11 protein-coding genes and 3 pseudogenes are annotated in these 18,229 nt (G+C 41.1%); 8 read left to right on the top strand and 6 right to left on the bottom strand.

Annotation, left to right across the window (positions count from 1 at the left end; genetic code table 11):
* The first annotated feature begins 6 nt into the window (after positions 1-6).
* The 6 genes and pseudogenes from AC4PGZ_RS11350 to AC4PGZ_RS11325 form a co-directional block, all read left to right on the top strand.
* Positions 7-1,106, top strand: a pseudogene (locus AC4PGZ_RS11350) (ABC transporter ATP-binding protein).
* A gap of 85 nt (positions 1,107-1,191) precedes the next feature.
* On the top strand, positions 1,192-2,913 hold the full coding sequence (locus AC4PGZ_RS11345) for a DUF4091 domain-containing protein (protein WP_492158729.1): 1,722 nt from the start codon (positions 1,192-1,194) through the stop codon (positions 2,911-2,913).
* Between the two features lie 33 nt (positions 2,914-2,946).
* Positions 2,947-3,588, top strand: coding sequence for a cobalamin B12-binding domain-containing protein (locus AC4PGZ_RS11340; protein ID WP_492158728.1), 642 nt, complete (start codon positions 2,947-2,949; stop codon positions 3,586-3,588).
* A complete protein-coding gene (locus tag AC4PGZ_RS11335) occupies positions 3,589-4,590 on the top strand; it encodes a uroporphyrinogen decarboxylase family protein (RefSeq protein ID WP_492158727.1) in 1,002 nt (333 codons plus the stop codon).
* 2 nt (positions 4,591-4,592) lie between these two features.
* On the top strand, positions 4,593-5,234 hold the full coding sequence (locus AC4PGZ_RS11330; RefSeq protein WP_492158726.1) for a hypothetical protein: 642 nt from the start codon (positions 4,593-4,595) through the stop codon (positions 5,232-5,234).
* A gap of 208 nt (positions 5,235-5,442) precedes the next feature.
* Positions 5,443-5,565: pseudogene (locus AC4PGZ_RS11325) on the top strand (cation efflux transmembrane domain-containing protein); the annotation flags it as partial.
* A 186-nt stretch (positions 5,566-5,751) separates the two neighbouring features.
* Here AC4PGZ_RS11325 and AC4PGZ_RS11320 read toward each other — a convergent pair.
* Positions 5,752-6,759: an IS4 family transposase gene (locus tag AC4PGZ_RS11320; protein WP_492158725.1), complete on the bottom strand. Its 1,008-nt coding sequence runs from the start codon at positions 6,757-6,759 to the stop codon at positions 5,752-5,754.
* 329 nt (positions 6,760-7,088) lie between these two features.
* Between AC4PGZ_RS11320 and AC4PGZ_RS11315 the strand changes: the two are divergent.
* Positions 7,089-7,283, top strand: a pseudogene (locus AC4PGZ_RS11315) (transposase); the annotation flags it as partial.
* Between the two features lie 383 nt (positions 7,284-7,666).
* On the opposite strand, the gene AC4PGZ_RS11310 reads toward AC4PGZ_RS11315, so the two are convergent.
* Entirely contained in the window at positions 7,667-10,144 is a 2,478-nt protein-coding gene (locus AC4PGZ_RS11310; RefSeq protein WP_492158724.1) for an ABC transporter substrate-binding protein, read from the bottom strand.
* Positions 10,145-10,364: 220 nt separating this feature from the next.
* On the opposite strand from AC4PGZ_RS11310, the gene AC4PGZ_RS11305 reads away from it, so the two are divergent.
* Entirely contained in the window at positions 10,365-11,123 is a 759-nt protein-coding gene (locus AC4PGZ_RS11305; RefSeq protein ID WP_492158723.1) for a DUF4097 family beta strand repeat-containing protein, read from the top strand.
* Between the two features lie 91 nt (positions 11,124-11,214).
* Here AC4PGZ_RS11305 and AC4PGZ_RS11300 read toward each other — a convergent pair whose 3' ends face one another.
* From AC4PGZ_RS11300 to AC4PGZ_RS11285, 4 genes are all read right to left on the bottom strand, one after another.
* Positions 11,215-13,056: a methyl-accepting chemotaxis protein gene (locus AC4PGZ_RS11300; protein ID WP_492158722.1), complete on the bottom strand. Its 1,842-nt coding sequence runs from the start codon at positions 13,054-13,056 to the stop codon at positions 11,215-11,217.
* 163 nt (positions 13,057-13,219) lie between these two features.
* Complete coding sequence (locus AC4PGZ_RS11295; protein ID WP_492158721.1) at positions 13,220-16,303, bottom strand: EAL domain-containing protein; 3,084 nt, start codon at positions 16,301-16,303, stop codon at positions 13,220-13,222.
* Positions 16,304-16,313: 10 nt separating this feature from the next.
* On the bottom strand, positions 16,314-16,556 hold the full coding sequence (locus AC4PGZ_RS11290) for a hypothetical protein (RefSeq protein WP_492158720.1): 243 nt from the start codon (positions 16,554-16,556) through the stop codon (positions 16,314-16,316).
* A 171-nt stretch (positions 16,557-16,727) separates the two neighbouring features.
* Complete coding sequence (locus AC4PGZ_RS11285) at positions 16,728-17,990, bottom strand: IS1380 family transposase (RefSeq protein ID WP_492158719.1); 1,263 nt, start codon at positions 17,988-17,990, stop codon at positions 16,728-16,730.
* Positions 17,991-18,229: the final 239 nt, after the last annotated feature.

Raw genomic sequence — 18,229 nt, 5'->3', positions numbered from 1 at the left:
GTCAGTATGGCTAATATAACATTCAAGAGTATGGGAAAAGTATATCCGGGCGGCGTACGGGCCATTTCCGATTTCAACCTTGAAATAAAAAATGAAGAGTTCATCATATTCATAGGTCCATCAGGCTGCGGTAAGTCCACAATGCTTAGGATGATCGCGGGCCTTGAGGACATAACCGAAGGCGAGCTATATATAGACGGCAAGCTTGTCAACGACGCGAAGCCCAAGGACAGGGATATTGCCATGGTATTCCAAAACTACGCCCTATATCCGCACATGAGCGTATACAAAAACATGGCCTTCGGTCTTAAGATGAGAAAGGTGCCTAAGGATAAAATAGACGAGAGGGTAAAAAACGCCGCAGGCATACTGGGCATACAGGAGCTGCTTGACAGAAAGCCGAAGGCCCTTTCGGGCGGCCAAAGACAGAGAGTGGCATTGGGAAGAGCCATAGTTAGAAATCCCAAGGTATTCCTCATGGACGAGCCTTTGTCGAACTTGGACGCAAAGCTGCGGGTTCAAACCAGGGCGGAAATAGTCAAGCTCCACAAAAGGCTTAGAACGACGTTCATATACGTAACACATGATCAGACGGAGGCCATGACAATGGCCGACAAGATAGTCTTGTTGAAGGACGGCGTGATTCAGCAATTCGCATCCCCTCAGGAGCTGTATGAAAAACCCCAAAACCTTTTTGTGGCAAGCTTCATAGGAATTCCTCAGATGAATTTCATAGATCTTGAGGTGAGGGAGAACGAAAGCGGATTGTACCTTGAAAGGGAAGGCCTGAGTATAAAGCCGGGTGATGATATCGCCAAACCGCTAAAGGAAAAATCGTATGGAGGCAAGACGGTGGTAGTAGGTATTAGGCCGGAGGACGTTTTTGTCGGAGGAGACGTGAAAAGCCATATTATCGACGCCACTGTAGATGCCGTAGAAAACATGGGAAGTGAAAAGTATGTTTACCTCAAGGTCGGAGCCGACAACGTGGCTGCAAAGGTTGGTCGGGAGACGCCTTCGGAGCTTGGTATGGCCATGAATATAAGCTTCAATGAAAAAAAATACATTGCTTCGACAAGGAAAGCAAACAGAGGATAGGGCTTTAGAAATTTCATAGCTTATAGTATAGCTTATATAGTAAAGCTCATAGCAGCAGCCACGGTAATGGGCTGATGGGAAAGGAGAGATAGCATGAACCTGGATTTGAAAATTTTTGATTCATCATGCAAGCATGTTAAGGGCTCTGAAGAGCTCCTGTCTGTGGAAACCAAGACTATGGAAGTAGTAAAGGAAGAGCTCTTCGGATTTCAGCTACTCATAAAGGGAGACAGGCCTTTCCTTTGCACTCTGGGAAGGTCAAGAGACATACATTGGAAGGGGCTTAATGACAAGGTGCGTTTTGAGATATCCGGGGCAGAGACAGAGCTCGATATGAATTTTCTCGGGTATGTGCAAATAGACGATGGAAGCATAGTAGCAGATCCTATGCTCAAGCAAAGGTCGGTGTATATAGAGGACGGTTACCAGATGGTATGGGTAGGCGGCAGGATACCCTCGGGATTTGACAAAGCTGTTATGGAGCTTGAAGTAAGGGCCTATTATTCAAAGGGCTATGAAAGGGAAGAGCCAGTAGCAAGCAAAATAGTTGATATAAAGGTTATTGACTATACCCTGCAGCCTGTGAAGGAAGGCGAATTCTATCTCGATCTCTGGCAGCATCCCTGCAGCTGGGCAAGAGCCTATGACGTGGAATATTTCTCGGAGGAGCATTTTCAGATTATAGACAACTACATCAATGAGCTTTCCGAGCTTGGCCAGAGGGTGGTGGACCTTATTGTGACTGACTATCCCTGGGCCGGCCAACGATGCTACCAGTTTGAGGAAAACGCCTCGAACCTCTTTGAATTCAACATAGTAAAAGTAAGCAGAAAAAACGGCAGGATAGTCTGCGATTTTGTCGCTATGGACAGGTATATAGACATATGCTTTAGCCACGGCATTAAAGAGGAGATAAACATATTCGGAATAATAGGCAACTGGGACGCCTATTCCTTTGGCAGCCCAATAGGCGACCTAAGGGACCCCATGAGGGTAGTCTGCTATAATGAGGACACTGGGCGCTTTGATTTCATAAGGTCTAAGGCCGAATTCAGAGAATATCTTTCACAGATTTTCAGGCATCTGGCCCAGAGAGGGCTGTGGGACAAGAGCCTTGTTATGAGCGATGAGCCTAACAACGTGGAGCTTTTCATGGAGACTTTGGAGCTCATAGAATCGGCGGCGCCGGAGCTCCAGGTCAGATTCAAATGCGCCATACATGACCAGCATTTCTTCGAAAAATACGGCGACAACATACAGAGCCTATCGCTAAACACATGCGAGCTAGTGAACAATATCGACAATCTACATTCAACAAAGGAGAAACTGGAAAGCAGGGGCGGAAGATTCACATGGTTTTCATGCTGCTTTCCAGAGGATTTGAATATTTTCATAAAGTCTCCTCTCATCGAAAGCAGGCTCAAGGGCTGGTTCACATATTATTGGGATTTCGACGGCTTCCTAAGGTGGGCCTATGCCATATGGCCTGCAGACCCTCTCAAGGATGTCAGGTACAAGTATCCGAAATGGAACGCCGGGGACATGTTCTTTGTATATCCGGGCAAGGATTTGAAGCCCATGGGCTCTGTGAGGGAGAAAAACTTCCTGTTTGGCATACAGGACTTTGGAATATTCAAGGAGCTGGAGAAAAAGGGGCTTTCAAAGGCTGAAATCCTGCGGGAAATGGAGCCTTTCCTTGGCAGCAAGGCTGAAATGGAGTTTGTGCCTGAAAGAAGCGTCAGGCTGGACTACTCGCTTAGCTATAAGGACTATATGGAGCTAAGGAACAAATTGATTAAAAGACACCTCATATAGCCTAGGCAGAAATTTTGCAATGGAGGAATAAGCATGGATATTTTAAAACGAATTTCAGACTGCATACTCAACATGGACGAGGAGAGCATTGGTCAATTAATTAAGCAGGCAATAGAATCAGAGCATATGCAGCTGCAGGATATATACGAAAAAGGCCTAAACGACGGTATGGTGAGGGCTATAGAATTTTTTGAAAGCAAGAGGTACGACATACCTGAAATAATAGTGTGTGCCGACACGCTAAACAAGGGTCTGAAGGCGCTTGAAGAGTACGGCAGCTTAAACAGCGAGAGCAAGGGCAGGATACTGCTTGCCGTCGTAGCGGGCGACACTCACGAGATAGGCAAAAACATAGTCAAGATAATGCTTGAGGCTGCAGGGTATGACGTCATAGATTTCGGAGTCAACAAATCAGTTGATGAAATAATAAAGGCGGCAGAGGCCGAGGGGGCTCAGGTTATAGGGCTCTCCTCAATGATGACCACCACAAGGGGCGAGATGAAGAAACTGATAGACAGGCTCGGCTCCATGGATTCGGCTGATAAGCCCTATGTCATAATAGGCGGCGGTAGCGTCACACAGAATTACTCTGTTGAAATAAACGCTGATGGCTACGCTTCGAATGCGCCTAATACAGTAAAGCTGCTTCAAAGGCTACTAAAGGAGGGAATATAGATGACTCTGTTTGAGTATATAAACAGCGAGGATAGAAGTTTTTTTCTGCCGGACATGGGTACAAACGGCCTCTTTTTAAAGGGTTACAAGGCCTACGATGTTTACACTGATCCAAACAAGCAACTTGAGCTTGCAAGAAAGATGAACGAGACCTTTGAAACCGACTTCATATATTCGCTGTGCGATGGCGCAATATTCTGCGAGACGCTGGGCTTGGACCTGATTAAGCCCGATTATGACTTCCCCAGCGTGCTGAGCCATCCCATAGTGGACATGGAATCACTCCTGCGTTTTGAAGTCCCCGACCCCTACAAGTCAGGCAGGATGCCAGTAAATCTCAAAAGTCTGGAACTGATAGCCAAAAATATTGACAAGCCGCTCTTCGTGTCTATACAGGGGCCATTCACACTGGCTGTACAGCTGGCGGGGGCCACACATCTTCTAAGAAGTGTAATCATAAACCCTGACTATGTAAACAGGCTTCTGGATTTTACCACAGAAACCGTAAGACGCTATGCCATAGCCGTGAATAAGGCCGGCGCAAAATACATATCCATAGCCGAACCGGCCACGGTCACACTGGGTCCCAAGAGATTCGAAAGGCTTGTGGTTCCCAATCTCAACAGGATATACGGAGAGCTCGACTGCTGGAAAGCGCTTCATATATGCGGAGACACCAATTTCCTGCTGGATCTCATGCTCAAATGCAACATAGACGCTCTCAGCCTCGACCAGATAATGAACTATGAGGAGGTAATGAAGCGAATACCTCCAAACATAGTGCTGCTTGGAAATCTTGATCCACTAGAGCTTCTTTTCAATTCGGATGCGGATACCATAAGAATTGAGACGGTAAGACTGCTCAAGAAGATGAGGAAATACGACAACTACATGTGCGCTTTCGGCTGCAACTGCATGAACGATACGCCGATTGAAAATCTCCAAGCTGCCATAAGGGCCGGCAGAATGTTTTATAGAGAGCTCGACAGCATAGAGGTGTAGTGATGCGATTGAACATTGAAAGCATCAGTCTTGACAAGGAGCAGGTGAAGAAATTCCTGGGCTATGCTAGCAAGCCGTGCCCTCCGATAATCCTGAAAAAAATTGATGAGGAAATAGCTGGGGCTGCCGAGCTTTTCGAAGCTAAGGTGTTTGTCAAACGTTTCAAGATAGATTCTATTAAAGGCTCTGAAACACGCTTTGGTGGAATTTATTTAATTGAGAGCGAATACGTGGTACAGGGGCTTCAGGGCTCATCAGAATTGTATCTGGTGCTTTATACAATAGGATACAGGATAGAAAAAAGGATACAGGAACACTCAAGCTGCAGCGAGATGATAAGGGCTATGATACTCGACAAGATAGGTGTAGTTGCTCTTGACGATATTAACCGCCAGATTAGGGAGGCTATAGCCACTGAGGCTGCGCCCTTGAAAATATCAGCGCAGCTCTTCCCGTCACAGAAGGATTTTGAAATATCGAACCAGAAAATAATATTTGAAGCGCTAGAGGATGAAATAAGGGGCATAACAATTAGCCCATATTTCCAGCTCCACCCCATCAAGACTGTGGCAGTAATTTTTGGAATGGGAAGCACCGAAGACAAGCTGAGCATGTGCGACAGATGCGAGGATAAATGCCATTAAAGTGTTGACATAAGCGGCAGCGTATAATATCATATTGAGTACGGTGCAGCTGTGCTGTATGCAGTCGGGCTTTGAACGAAGCAGTGGGCTTAAATCCATGGGACAATTTTTAAGGTTTTATTGTCTTGTGGATTTTTTATTTTGCGTAAAAGGAGTTGTTCTAGGGAATATGGAAAAATTCAAAAAGGTAAAGGAAATACTCTGAAAAATACTATTTGCTAACTTGTTTGTTGCTGTACTTAAGATAGTCATAGGAAGTATGATAAACAGTGCCAGCATGACAGCAGATGGCTTCCACTCGCTTTCCGACGGTTCGTCCAACATAGTTGGTGGATAGGTTACACTAATTTAGACAGAAAATACTCGGACATGATAAAATAAATTAAATTAATTTGGAGGTTTATCATGTCTAATACAAATAAAAGGTATAATGAAGAATTTAAAAAGCAAATTGTAGAACTTATAAATAGTTGAAAAAACATAAATGAAGTTGTTAAAGAGTATAACATTGCTAGGCCTACTGTAAATAAGTGGGTATTTCGTTTTCATCCAGGGTTATGTCTGTAGAAATGATTGCAAGATAGTCTTTCTTCTTATTTCGGTTCCTTACAAATACAACCTTTGCCGGAATCGAGGCTGCGCCTTTGACTACATTGACATCCACTGAAAGCAGGTACTTTGAAAGCCCCCTGCGTTTGCGATTCTGTTTGTATATCTCAGTGACCGGAAGCATCTCACCATTGTATTGATAATGCATTTTGGGTGTCTTTTTGGTCATTGCTATGGAGTCAAGTCCCATGCTTTTAATTGAAGTCAGGGATGATGGTGAGCAGAACCATGTATCAAAAAGTACATGCTTTGCAGGGATTTCATACTGAATTGCTTCTTTAATCAGCTCAAGCATTACAAGTGGAGCTTTTGTCTGAGCAAGAACTCTTCTCTTGTGACCTGAGGTTCTCTTGTCCAGTTTTTCAGCTTCATTGAATCTGTTCTTCATATTTTCAGAAGAAAGCAGGCAGCTGTTTACGGGAAGAAATGTATTGCCGTCAGACCAGCCTAGCGTGAGCAGGCGAAAGCCTCTTCTGAATTTTGAATTTGTATGATCGAATACTTTTGAAAGAAGTTCAACATTCTTAGACTTGTTTCTTTCAAACATAGTATCATCAACGATTAGAACATTTATGCGGTCTTCATCAGTAAGTTTCTCGATAGTTGTGCTTACAATCCTGGACGAAAGCATTGTCGTAAAGCGAAACCAGTTTATATTGGCTGATTTTACAAATCGATATACGGAATCCTTAGCGAAGCTATTTACACGCTTTTCGGACATCATCTCCATGTACATGCTTCTGTTGAAGAAGACAAGAGAAAAGATGTACTGAAAAATAGCTACTGAAGCAATCCCCTTGGATTTACAGCCATTGGAAGCTTTCAGTATGGAACCTACCCTGTAAGTCTTAAAAAAACTTGATATTCTTGAAGAAACTGTATTATCAATTTCGTATTTTTGTGTTATTATTTTCATAGCATGAACCTCCGGTTTTGATTTATTGTTTCTGATAACTCAATTATACCAAAAACGGAGCTTTCATGCTTTTTATTTGTCAAATATTATTGAATTTTCAAGGTTCATAGGCACTTTTTGAAGTGCGAAGTATGAGTTTATTATCCATACTTATATAAGCAATGACCGAACGGATTACAATACACTTATTCCTGTAATTGAAAAACATAAAGCTCATTTTAATAATTTTCCGCAGGAAGTGACGGCCGATAGTGGTTATTCCAGTGAAGCTAACTTAGTTTACCTTAAAAACAATAACATAGATTCATACATAAAACTTCAAATGCAAAGATTGCAGCGGATGCGAGTTTAAGCCACACTGTTTGTATAAATACAACGAAGAAAAAGATATCCACAAAAACAAAGTTATGAAGATAAATCTGCTTTGGGAAACCTTAAATACAGAGTCCAATAATAATGTACAAAGTGAAAAAGGTATCTTGTATCGTCAGATACGTTCCATTCAGACCGAAGGTCATTTTTGAGACATCAAAGAAAATGATAATTTTAGAAGATTTAATCACCGGACATCTGAAAAAGTACATAAAGAGTTCTTTTTGTATGCTATAGGCAGAAATTTAAATAAGTATTATCGCTTCTCAAAAGAAATAATTAAGACCTATGAAGCAAAAATAGCTTAATCCTATCGGATTTTTATAAGTCATGAGAAACTATCAAGTGGCTTTTTTGTCATACAATAAATATTGAATTAAACAAAAAAAATCCTAAATTATTCTGTGTTCTACGTTTTTGTAGATGTTGAATAATCTAGGATTCTTAATTATTAAAGTTTGGGGGTCAAAAAACTTCATTCTCCGACAGCCCCCTAAGGCATATAGCCTGGAATTAATTTTTTATTAAGTGTTTTCTAAATGCTTTTCATGAAGAACTGGTCATATCTGATTACGGATATGGCATTAAGATTGGCGCCGCCGATATTCTTCTGATATGCGATTCCATTTTTCGGGTGGAACAGGAATGCCCATGGGGCATCCTCGTGGATTATTTCAGCGAGCTCGCAGTACATCTTTGCCCTCTTTGTCGGATTCACCATCTGTTTTGCATCCTCGAGAAGCTGTATAACTTCCGGATTGAAGTAGGATGAGAAGTTGTCATTGCTGTCCTCAGTGAAGTTTGGTCTCAGGAAGTTGTCCTGATCTCCTGTGTCCGCAGTCCATCTTGATATAAATATGTCCGATTTCTGGTATGCGTTGGTCCTTATGAACTCCGCGGAAGGTATACTGTGAAGGTTTATGTTAAATCCCGCTGCTTTGAGATCTTCGACAACGAGCTTCTCTGTTCTCTTGAAGAGGCCGCCTGAGCCGTCATCTCTCGTATATAGCTCAAGGGTGAGGTTGTTTATGCCGCTGGCTCTTATGAGTTCCTTTGCTCTCTGAAGATTGTGCGGATATGGCGAGATATGGCTTCCCTCAAGCATTGAAGGAGGAAGTGGAGACGCAGCTGCAGAACCATAGTTCATAAGCACCTCGTTCACTATTCTTTCCTTGTTTATGGCCATGTTGACAGCCTGTCTTATAAGCTTTGAGTGAACAGCAGGATGATTTGACCTGAAGTTGAAGCCTAGATAATATACTGACAGCATATCCATGTACTGTATTTCCAGGTTTGCCTTTTTTGCCGCCTGGTAGGTCTGGCCGTCCTCTATCCTCACAAAGTCAAGTTCACCGCTTATGACTCTCTGGACTCTGTTTTCATCGCCCAGCGATATCTTAACCTTTGGTATATATGGAGCGCCTGAGTAACAGTCATCAAAGCCTTCCAGCAGCATCTCGTCAGAGGCATTCTTTGCCAGTCGATATGGTCCGCAGCCTGTTATGCGGCGGTCCTTTTCAAATGCGCGCATTGAGATAACTGAGGATGCAGGCTGTCCGAGGTTGAGAAGGAATCCTGTGTATGGTGTATTTAGTTTTATAGTGAGAGTATGGGGATTTATAACCTTTATGCCTGACACTGATCCGGCCTGGCCTTTGTGATACTCCTCTGCTCCTTCTATATCCATCAGTATCCATGCTGAATTTGCGTTCAGAGCCTTGCTGAGGAGTCTCTCATATGAGAATTTCACGTCTTCTGCGGTAAGCACATCCCCGTTGTGGAAACGGATTCCTTTTCTTATCTGGAATTCCCATGTGAGCTGATCCTCGTGGACGTGCCAGAATTTTGCGATTCCCGGAGAAACCTTGCCTTTGGTGTCTATATTTATGAGCGTGCCGTGAATATTATAGAAAGTACTTGAATCCACCAGGTCTGAGCTGGTCATAGGGTCTTCTGAGGATAGACCGTAAGGCTCGCAGCATCTAAGCACAAGAGCATCAGAGATTTCGCTGCTGATGTCCTTTGAGGATATGGTCTTCTGAGAGCCCTGTATGGAGCCGGAGATATCATTCAGCCTGCTCAGTGCGGTGCTTGTGAGCTCGGTGTTCAGTATCGTGAGCTCGACGGTCTTTATGAGCTGAGCAAAGCCATGGCTCATCTGCTGCGTAGAATATATCACAGACTCGAGGGAATCTGTCTGTCTTGATATTGCCGTGCTTATTTCGGCAGATACGCTCAGATTCTCTCTGGCAGAATCTATTATGCTTTCAAAGACCTGCTTTGTAGCCTCTGAAGTCTGTTTTCCATCGTTTACTCTGTCGATTGCTGAAAGCATGAGGTCTGAAGTCTTTCCTATGCTTTGCTTTATTTCATTCAGTATATTGTCTATGTGTGAGACTGATTCCATGCTGCGGTCGGCCAGTCTCTTGACTTCTCCGGCCACTACTGCGAATCCCCTTCCAGCTGCTCCGGCGTGAGCTGCTTCTATGGCTGCGTTCAGAGAAAGCAGATTTGTACTTGTGGCGATGTCTTTTATTATGTTCAGAAGATCGTCTATGTTCTTTGACTTTTCGAACAGCTCGTTAACGGATCTCCTTACCTCGTTCACCACATCTTCAATCTCGTCCATGGACACAAGGACATTCCCAACGGCATTTGTACCTTCGTTTGCGTTTTCAGCTGTTTTTTCAGCTATCTCCTTTGAGCTTTCTATGCTTGTGAAAACCTCTTCGGCAAGCGAGAAGTAGCTTGTGATCTCGTCGACTACATTCTCGATTATCTCCATCTGCTTCTCGATGGATTGGTTGATTCCCTTTGTAGAGGCAATCAGCCCGTCTGCGACAACCGCTGTCTCTTCCACCTGGCTTGTAAGCCTGAATAGCATTTTTGAACGGTTGAGCTCCTGAAGCGCATCTCTGTTTTTTTCTGAGACAGATACTTTTTTAGGAGCATTTTCGCTGCTTAAGTAAGTACTTTCTTTTGATACAGGTGAATCCTTTTTCTTAAAGAACATGATTATGTAACTCCTCTTTTTTATTTGAATGTATAAATATATTCTTAATTGTAACACTTATGTAAATTTAGTTCCAGTTAATTAATAAAATTTCACTAAAATACTCGGACAAAAAATCCGGTTCAATTGTATAAATATTAACACATTTTTCCGGAGTTGTAGTATAATTAATGTTATAGAATAATTCGAATATATAGAAAATAAAGATGGGTGGTGACTGATGAAGTTAAAAAGAGTATGGATGACGAGGGCCTTAGTCGCAGTCGTAGTTGCGGGAGCAGCCTTTTCGGTATGGGACAGAGGGAACGGATTTTTCAAGCTGGGGACATCGAGTGCTGATCCATACACGTTTTTTGGAGAGATTAAGGAGTACTCAACAGGAGGAGCAAAAATCCCTTATGGGAATGTAAGGCAGATAGACGTAATATGGTCCTGGGGAGAGGTGGAGATATCCGAATATGATGGAGAAGACATAGTCATTGATGAAGTTTATGACGAGGAGCTTCCTGACATAGACCGCATGAGATACCTTTCAAAAAACGGAAAGCTGATCATAAGATACAGTGGCAGAAGCTCTGAGCACAATCTCAAAAATCCTGGAAGCAAGACTCTTAAGCTGAGGATTCCAAAGGATGTAAGTGAGAATATAGATCTCATAAAGGTTATAACTCATGAAGCAGACGTAAATGTTTCTGCGGCTCACGAGGACAAGCTTGTGGTATCTTCTGATAAAGGAGACGTAGGTCTTGTGCTTGGCTCTGTCCCTGATGATATTGAAATAAGCACTGATACGGGAGATGTCACGCTGCAGATACCCGAGAACGAGGGATTTGAACTGGAATACAATATATCAGGGGGAACTTTTGAATGTGAATTTCCGCTTGTGTCGAAATCGAATTATGGAATATATAAGAAAGCCGGATCGAAATTTGAAATAGTAAGCGCGGATGGAGATCTAAGGATACTCAGAAGGGCATGATCGTAAAATAATATGCTCCTCCATGGAGCAGTCAGTTCCTGTGATTTGAACTGTCTGCCTCAAGGGGAGCATATTTTGTTTTTTCAGTATATTAATGTCTCATCTTGAATTTGCTTACAAGCGAGTTAAGGAGCTGTGCCTGTGCGCTGAGCTCTTCGCTTGCAGCAGCACTTTCTTCGGCAGTAGCTGAATTTGTCTGAACAACGCCTGATATCTGCTCTATTCCCTGAGTTACCTGGCCTATGGAGTTTGCCTGTTCATTTGATGCTTTTGATATATCCTGCATCAATGAGGTTATCTTGCTGGCTCCTGTCACGACTGAAGACAATGATTCTGCGGTTTCATCGGCTATCCTGGTTCCGTTTAACACGGCGGAGATAGAGCTTTCTATAAGCTCAGTTGTTTCGCTGGCAGCCTGAGCGCTCTTGCCTGCGAGATTTCTTACTTCGTCTGCAACGACTGCAAAGCCTTTGCCGGCAGCTCCTGCACGTGCGGCCTCTACTGCGGCATTTAGCGCGAGTATGTTTGTCTGGAATGCAATGTCATCAATAGTTTTGATGATCCTTCCAATCTGCGCAGACTTGTCGCTTATTTCAGAAATGGCTCTTATCATTTCCTGCATGTGGATATTGCTGCGGTCGATTTCTTTGCCTACTGATTCTACCAGTGAAGTTGCATTGTTTGCATTTACCGCATTGCTCCTGACCTGATCTGAGATTTCGATTATGGAAGCAGAGAGCTGCTCTATTGAGCTTGCCTGCTCGGTTGCGCCCTGAGACAGTGCCTGAGCGCCGCTTGAAACCTGATCTGAGCCGATGGCAACCTGATCTGAGCTGTTTTTTATCTCAATCATAGTATCTGTCAGTGAAGCTGCTATTTTTTCCATAGAATCCTTTATTGAAACAAAGTCTCCGATGTACTCTTTTTCAATCTCTACATTCAGTTCGCCGTTTGATATTTTTCCAAGAACGGCTGATATTTCTGTAATGTATTCACGCAGAAAGTTGACTGTATTTATAAGGGACTGATTCAGGGTTCCGATCTCGTCCTTTCTGTCGATAACACTTATATCAGAAGTCAGATCTCCCTCTGAAAGAAGCTGTATGCGATCACTCATGTCGCGAACCGGGTTGGCAATGCCAGAGGCTACTCGGTAAGCAACAAATAAGCCTATAAGCAGGAATACAAGACTCGAAATGCTCAATCCATATACAGTGTATATAAGGGATGAAGTCATTTCCTTTACTGGTGCAACGACGCCGTATGACCAGCCATCAGTTCCTGCTATAGGGCTGTAGTAGCATATTCTTTCGCTTCCGTTAAACGTGTATTTTCCTGTTCCGCTTTTACCGGCTGTCATCTCGGAGTATATGGCAGCAGCTGATTCATAAGCCTTGTCGGTTTTTGCGTTTTCGATAAAGTTTGCCTGTTCAGCAACAAGTTCAGGTCTCATGTTCGCAATCATGGTGCCTTCGCTGTTTATGATGAATATATTTCCGGATTTGTTTACAACGATGTCCTTGATTATGTTGCTGTATACCTGTTCGTCAATTGTTGCGCTTACGATTCCCTGATAGCCATGTATATTGTTTACCTTGGTATTTGCAAATACATTAAGTTCGCCATTTACATCCATGGTAGGGCTGCTCATTAGAAACTCGCCGGCCATTGCACGTTTGAAGGCATCATACTCTGCAATGCTCTCACCATTCTTGGTAGGATCTGTACTGATGGCAATACCGTTTGCATCTGCTATCATAAGCGATTCAAAGCCATACTGATCTCTCAGTCTCTCCAGATTTTTTATGATCTCTTCTGGTGTAAGGTTTGGGTCTCCTATGAATGACTGCGATGCGATACTTGAAACCATGACCTTATATTTTTCCATAGAGGCCTGAATAGCAATTTCTGCGGTAGTCCCGATTGACTTCATATCGTCCTTGACTGTGAGGTAAAAACAGAGTTGTGTTTGAAATATAACTACTAGCCAAAAGAGCTTAAAAGATTGCTCCGAATGAAAAAAATCCCCTAATTCCAGAAATATGGAATTAGGGGATTTTTATTTTGTTTGCTTAGTTATTATATCAAGTAATTTACTAACGGAGAGTTTGAAGGATCCCTTTGATTTCTTCGGCAACCATCGGTTTATAAAAGTAGTATCCTTGTACTGTATCACATTGTTCCTTCTCTAAAAAAGCAAGTTGTTCCGCTGTTTCCACTCCTTCAGCCACAACAGTAAGATCTAAACTTTTTGCTAAAGCAATAATTGTTCTAATAATCGCCTGGTCTTTTACACTCGTTTCAATGGCCTGGATAAACTGCATATCAATCTTCAGTCGATCCACTGGAAGCTGTTTTAATCGACTAAGCGAAGAGTACCCTGTACCGAAATCATCGATAGTAATCGAGGCTCCAGTCTGTTGAATTTCGTTTAAAATGTCAAGAACAACATCACCGCCATCAATTGCTATACTCTCTGTAACCTCTAATTCAATATATTTTGGATCGAGTCCTGTATCCTTCGTGATTTTCTTAATTTTTTCTGCAATACTCAGATTTCTAATTTGTGCTGCCGAGAGGTTCACTGCGACATTAATTGGGGGAAGTCCCATATCTTGCCATTTTTTATTCTGTCGAGTAGCCTCTTGTAGGACCCATTCTCCGATACTATCAATCAAATTATTTTTTTCAGCTAATGGAATAAAGATTTCAGGTGAGATTAATCCTCTTGTAGGATGCATCCAGCGAATCAGTGCTTCCACTCCAGATATTTCATTAGTCAAAAGATCAACTTGAGGCTGATAGTGAAGGATGAACTCTTCCCGAGCTAAAGCCATACTGAGATCAGCTGACAACTTTTGAGTCGTTAAATCATTCTCTTTCATTTCTTCAGTACAGAAAACATACTGATTTTTCCCTTGGATTTTAGCTTGATACATCGCCAGATCTGCATTTCGGATTAAAGTCTCTGAATTTTCACCGTCATTTGGATAGATAGCAATTCCTGCACTGGCTGTTACAATGAAATGTTGATTCTGGACTAGAAATTCTTCGGCGAAAACATTAATAATTTTATCGGCAATTTGTTCAATTGTCTTTGAATCATCGATATTATTAATCATAATCAAAAATTCGTCGCCACCAAAGCGAGCCACCGTATCAGTTTGACGGAGGGTCCTTTCCAATTTTTGAGCAACTTGTTGCAATAGAATGTCGCCCCCCTCATGGCCCAAAGTATCATTGACGGATTTAAAACCATCTAAATCAATAAAAAATATGGCAAACATTTTCCCTGTTCGCTGAGACAAGGGAATCGCTTGGTTGACTCGATCGATAAAAAGAAAACGGTTAGGAAGCATTGTTAAGGCATCGTTATAGGCCATAAATTTTGTTTTCTTATCGATTTGTATTGGAGTCAGAACATTCGCTAAAATATTCGCTAGGATCTTCAGTAATTCAATTTCTTTGTCTGACCAATCTTTATATTCTTTTACGGAATCGACTCCAATAAATGCATAGATTTTGTCGTTTTCTATAATCGGCACAGCGATTAACGACTTGACTCCTTGTCTTTCAAGCTGTTTTTGTTCGGCCATTGCTTCATCGGGCATTAGATTAACATCTTCAATTTTGACTAAATGATTACTTTTCATTTGTTCAACCCACCAAGAAAAAGTATTCAAGGGGACTTCAGTAATTGTTCCGATTTCAGGATCAATCCCCATTTTACACCACTCATTTGAATAGGTCATCGTAGAATTTGCATGGCTAATGGTAAACAAATAAATGCGATCAACATCAAAAAACTCCCCGGTTTTTTTTAAGAGATGCTGTATTTTTTCTCCTGAGTTTTCTTCGTTAAAAGTAAGAAAATCATAAGTAATAGCAGAAACAAGCTCTAAAAAGGTAATTTGCTCCCTGTTTTCTCTTACTTTAGCGATATAGACTTTATTTACATAGGAGCCTAAAATGAAGGCGGTAATTAAAAAGAGGATTCTTAAAATATAATCATATTTACCAACAAAGACATATGATTCGCCTTTTATGATCCAAATTAATAGCTGAGTAATAATGGCAATAATCGTTGTTGAAAGAAGCAGAAAGCGTTTATCAAATAAAAGAGACCCCATTAAAATCAGAAACGAATAAGCCCAGATAGTAGTCGTTGAAGTGTTGATAAATTGGAACAGAACAATTGGAATACTTGCGACTAAAATAACAAGGGTCAAGTTTTCTCTTAACCAATCATCAGTGATTTTTTGAACCCCAAGACTAATAATTCCTAGACCAAGGATGGCACTGCTTCTAAGCAAGGAATTGGTTAAATCTCCAGCAATGCTAGATTGATTTAAAAAAAACAGTAAGGTGAAAATTACAAGGCCCCCTAAGAAAAGGCCGATTGCAAGTTTTCGAAACACTTCTGCTTGTTGGTTGTTTGACAAAATACTTTCTTCTTTTTTTATCGGGTCCATATTTAAGATATCATGGTATCGTACAGAATAGTACATGGCCCAGACAGGAAATAGAGCAAACAAAGGCGCTAATTGTGGGAGGGAATCCGTTGTATAAGACGGGATGATTAAGTCTGTTAACGTTCCCAATATAGTCGCAAAAAAGATGGCATTTAAAAGGAGTTTCGCTTGTCGAATTCTTCCTTTATCTTTTAATCGATTTTTCCATTTCCAAACGATGAAAATACTTGCCGCCAAATAAACCCCATAAAAAAGATAGTAAAGATAATCCCAAGTGTTATTTACAACACTGTTTATCCAGCCAGTATCTACTTTAATCAGATTATATTGAACGGCTGACATCTTGTTTGAAAAAGAAAAGACAAACATTAAAATGAGTGATGGAATATACAGGAGCGGTCGAAATTTACAAAATGTACTTTCCCGCGAATCATCAGTTACTAAAAGAAAGAAATGCAAAATTAAACTAAAGATTGACGTCCAGCCAATTGCCGCAAAGCGCCTCCATAGTAAAGCCACCTCAACAGTACTTTGTGAATTGGCCATGGCAAAGCCTAGCAACCAAACACTTAATGCAAGACTCGAAAGTAGAAAGATTCGATTAATTATCAATTTAGAATCTAATCGGATCATGTACAGCCCCCAAAAAGGAGGCAACAAAGCACCTAAAAAGAATAATAAAGAAATAATTTCAGCAGTATTTTTCATAAGTCTCTCCTTAAAAAAATGGCGTCAAATAATTTTTCAAAAGTTCAACATCCTTGCTTATATCTCGTGGTTTGATTCTGTTGATTACCTTTTCTTCGACTTCTGGAGTCCAGTAAATCTTTAATTTTTCTCTTGCTCTTGTGATAGCAGTGTAGAAAATATTGTGAGTTACTAATTCTTCTACCTCATCAGTGATTACTATTTCTAAATTCCACGCCAATTTTAAAAATGCATCTAAATTCGCTATCCTCATGTATTTTAGGAGGAATCCAAGTAGTTGCTTCTACATTTTAACATTTATAGCACCCCCCTTTCAACAAAATCATTTCTAATATTCTTAGAGCACTTGATTTTGAAAGCGCTTAATAAGCCCCTTATTGAAGCAACATTAGACCTGAAATATTAAGGACATTCTTTTCAAAACTCAACATAAACATTTTTCATACACTTCCTTATAAGGATATTTTTCAGACAATTTCATAATGACAGACCTAGCCGTTTTAATAATTTTGGCAGCAAGAAACACGTATTTCAAACGGAATGTTTTGATTTGCTGTCTGTATTCAGACACGGCAAGGTAGTCAAACTTAAATAACAGAAACAGATTGTATGATAACATCATCATTTGAAAGACCGCTTCATTTGCCCAAAATGATTTTAGCAGAAGGTGGCCCACTGCCATGTCGTATTTAGCTTCTTTGATATAATTCTCAGCGTTCCCACGCTTTTCATATAAGATAACCACCGCTTCTGACAGTAGTTTTGTATTGGTCACAAAGAAGAAATACTCGTACTCAGAACCTTCTAGCAGGCATAACTGTGCTCTCTCTTTTTCTGGCTTCAGTACACGAGATACGACAAACCGTCTGCTTTTCTCCCACTTATCTAATTTTGTAAACAATTCTGTAGTTTCTCTACCTTCCGCACCCTTAACGAATAGAATGGATGAATCTGCTACCTGTGATGCAAGCGTTGAGTAAACTTTAGCTTTGATTAAGTAGTTGCAGCCAAGAGACTCGATTGTTTCGATGATTTCTTCATCAAAGTAACCACTGTCCATTCGAAAAAAGATTTCTAAGTCGTCAGTTTTTAGGGTGGCTACGATTTCTTTAATCAGTTCAGCAGCACCATTTGCAGTATAAGTATTGCCACTTCTAACAAATCCAGTGACGTATGCTTTTAATTCGTCGCAAAATGCAAACTGAATATTGTAGCATCTATTGCCGAGCTTTTTAGGATTGTACCCTTTGGTAGCGCCTTCTTGATGGCCTTCTACGTTTATAACACTGCTATCAATATCAATCGTGATGGATGTCAGTTTACTTTTCAAAAGTAGTTTCTTGAATACTTTGAAGTTTATTTCTCTAAACATTTGTGTTGTCTTGAAGTTGAATTTTCCTAAGAATCTTGAGACTGTTTCAGGTTCTTTTACGGAAATATCAAATTCATGTACGAGAGGGTCATTTTTTAAGAGCTTCAAACGTTCGAGCTTATCGATACCTATAAAATGGCCACAGAGCATGGTCTTAATATGATTCATTTTGATTTTGTTCACAGAGTCACTTTCAAAGACGAGATCATTTTCAATCATCTCAAAAATGGCATTTTCTTTTGCATTCTCTAACAGAAGGAAAAGTCCTGCATTTGATGTTAGATTCTTAGCATTAAAATCAATTTTATTAATCATAGGCCATCTCCTTCGCAACGTTTCTATTGCTATATTCTTACCAAATGAGCAAGGCAAAAAACATATAAATAGGGTCTTTCTGCTGTTATTTCCTTTCACCCAATGGGTGAAAGACCGGTTTTGGCCTAATCATTATAAATGCTTGCTTAAAGGACTATTGGGATACTTTGCACGTAGAATCTAGGTGTGATATTGATGCTGTTGTTTGCACTGATCAGCCCGATGATCAGGTTGGCTGC

The sequence above is a fragment of the Proteocatella sp. QWL-06 genome, assembly GCF_058684135.1.
Note: the sequence above shows the minus strand (reverse complement) of the source record. Positions and strands in the feature narration are given on the sequence as shown.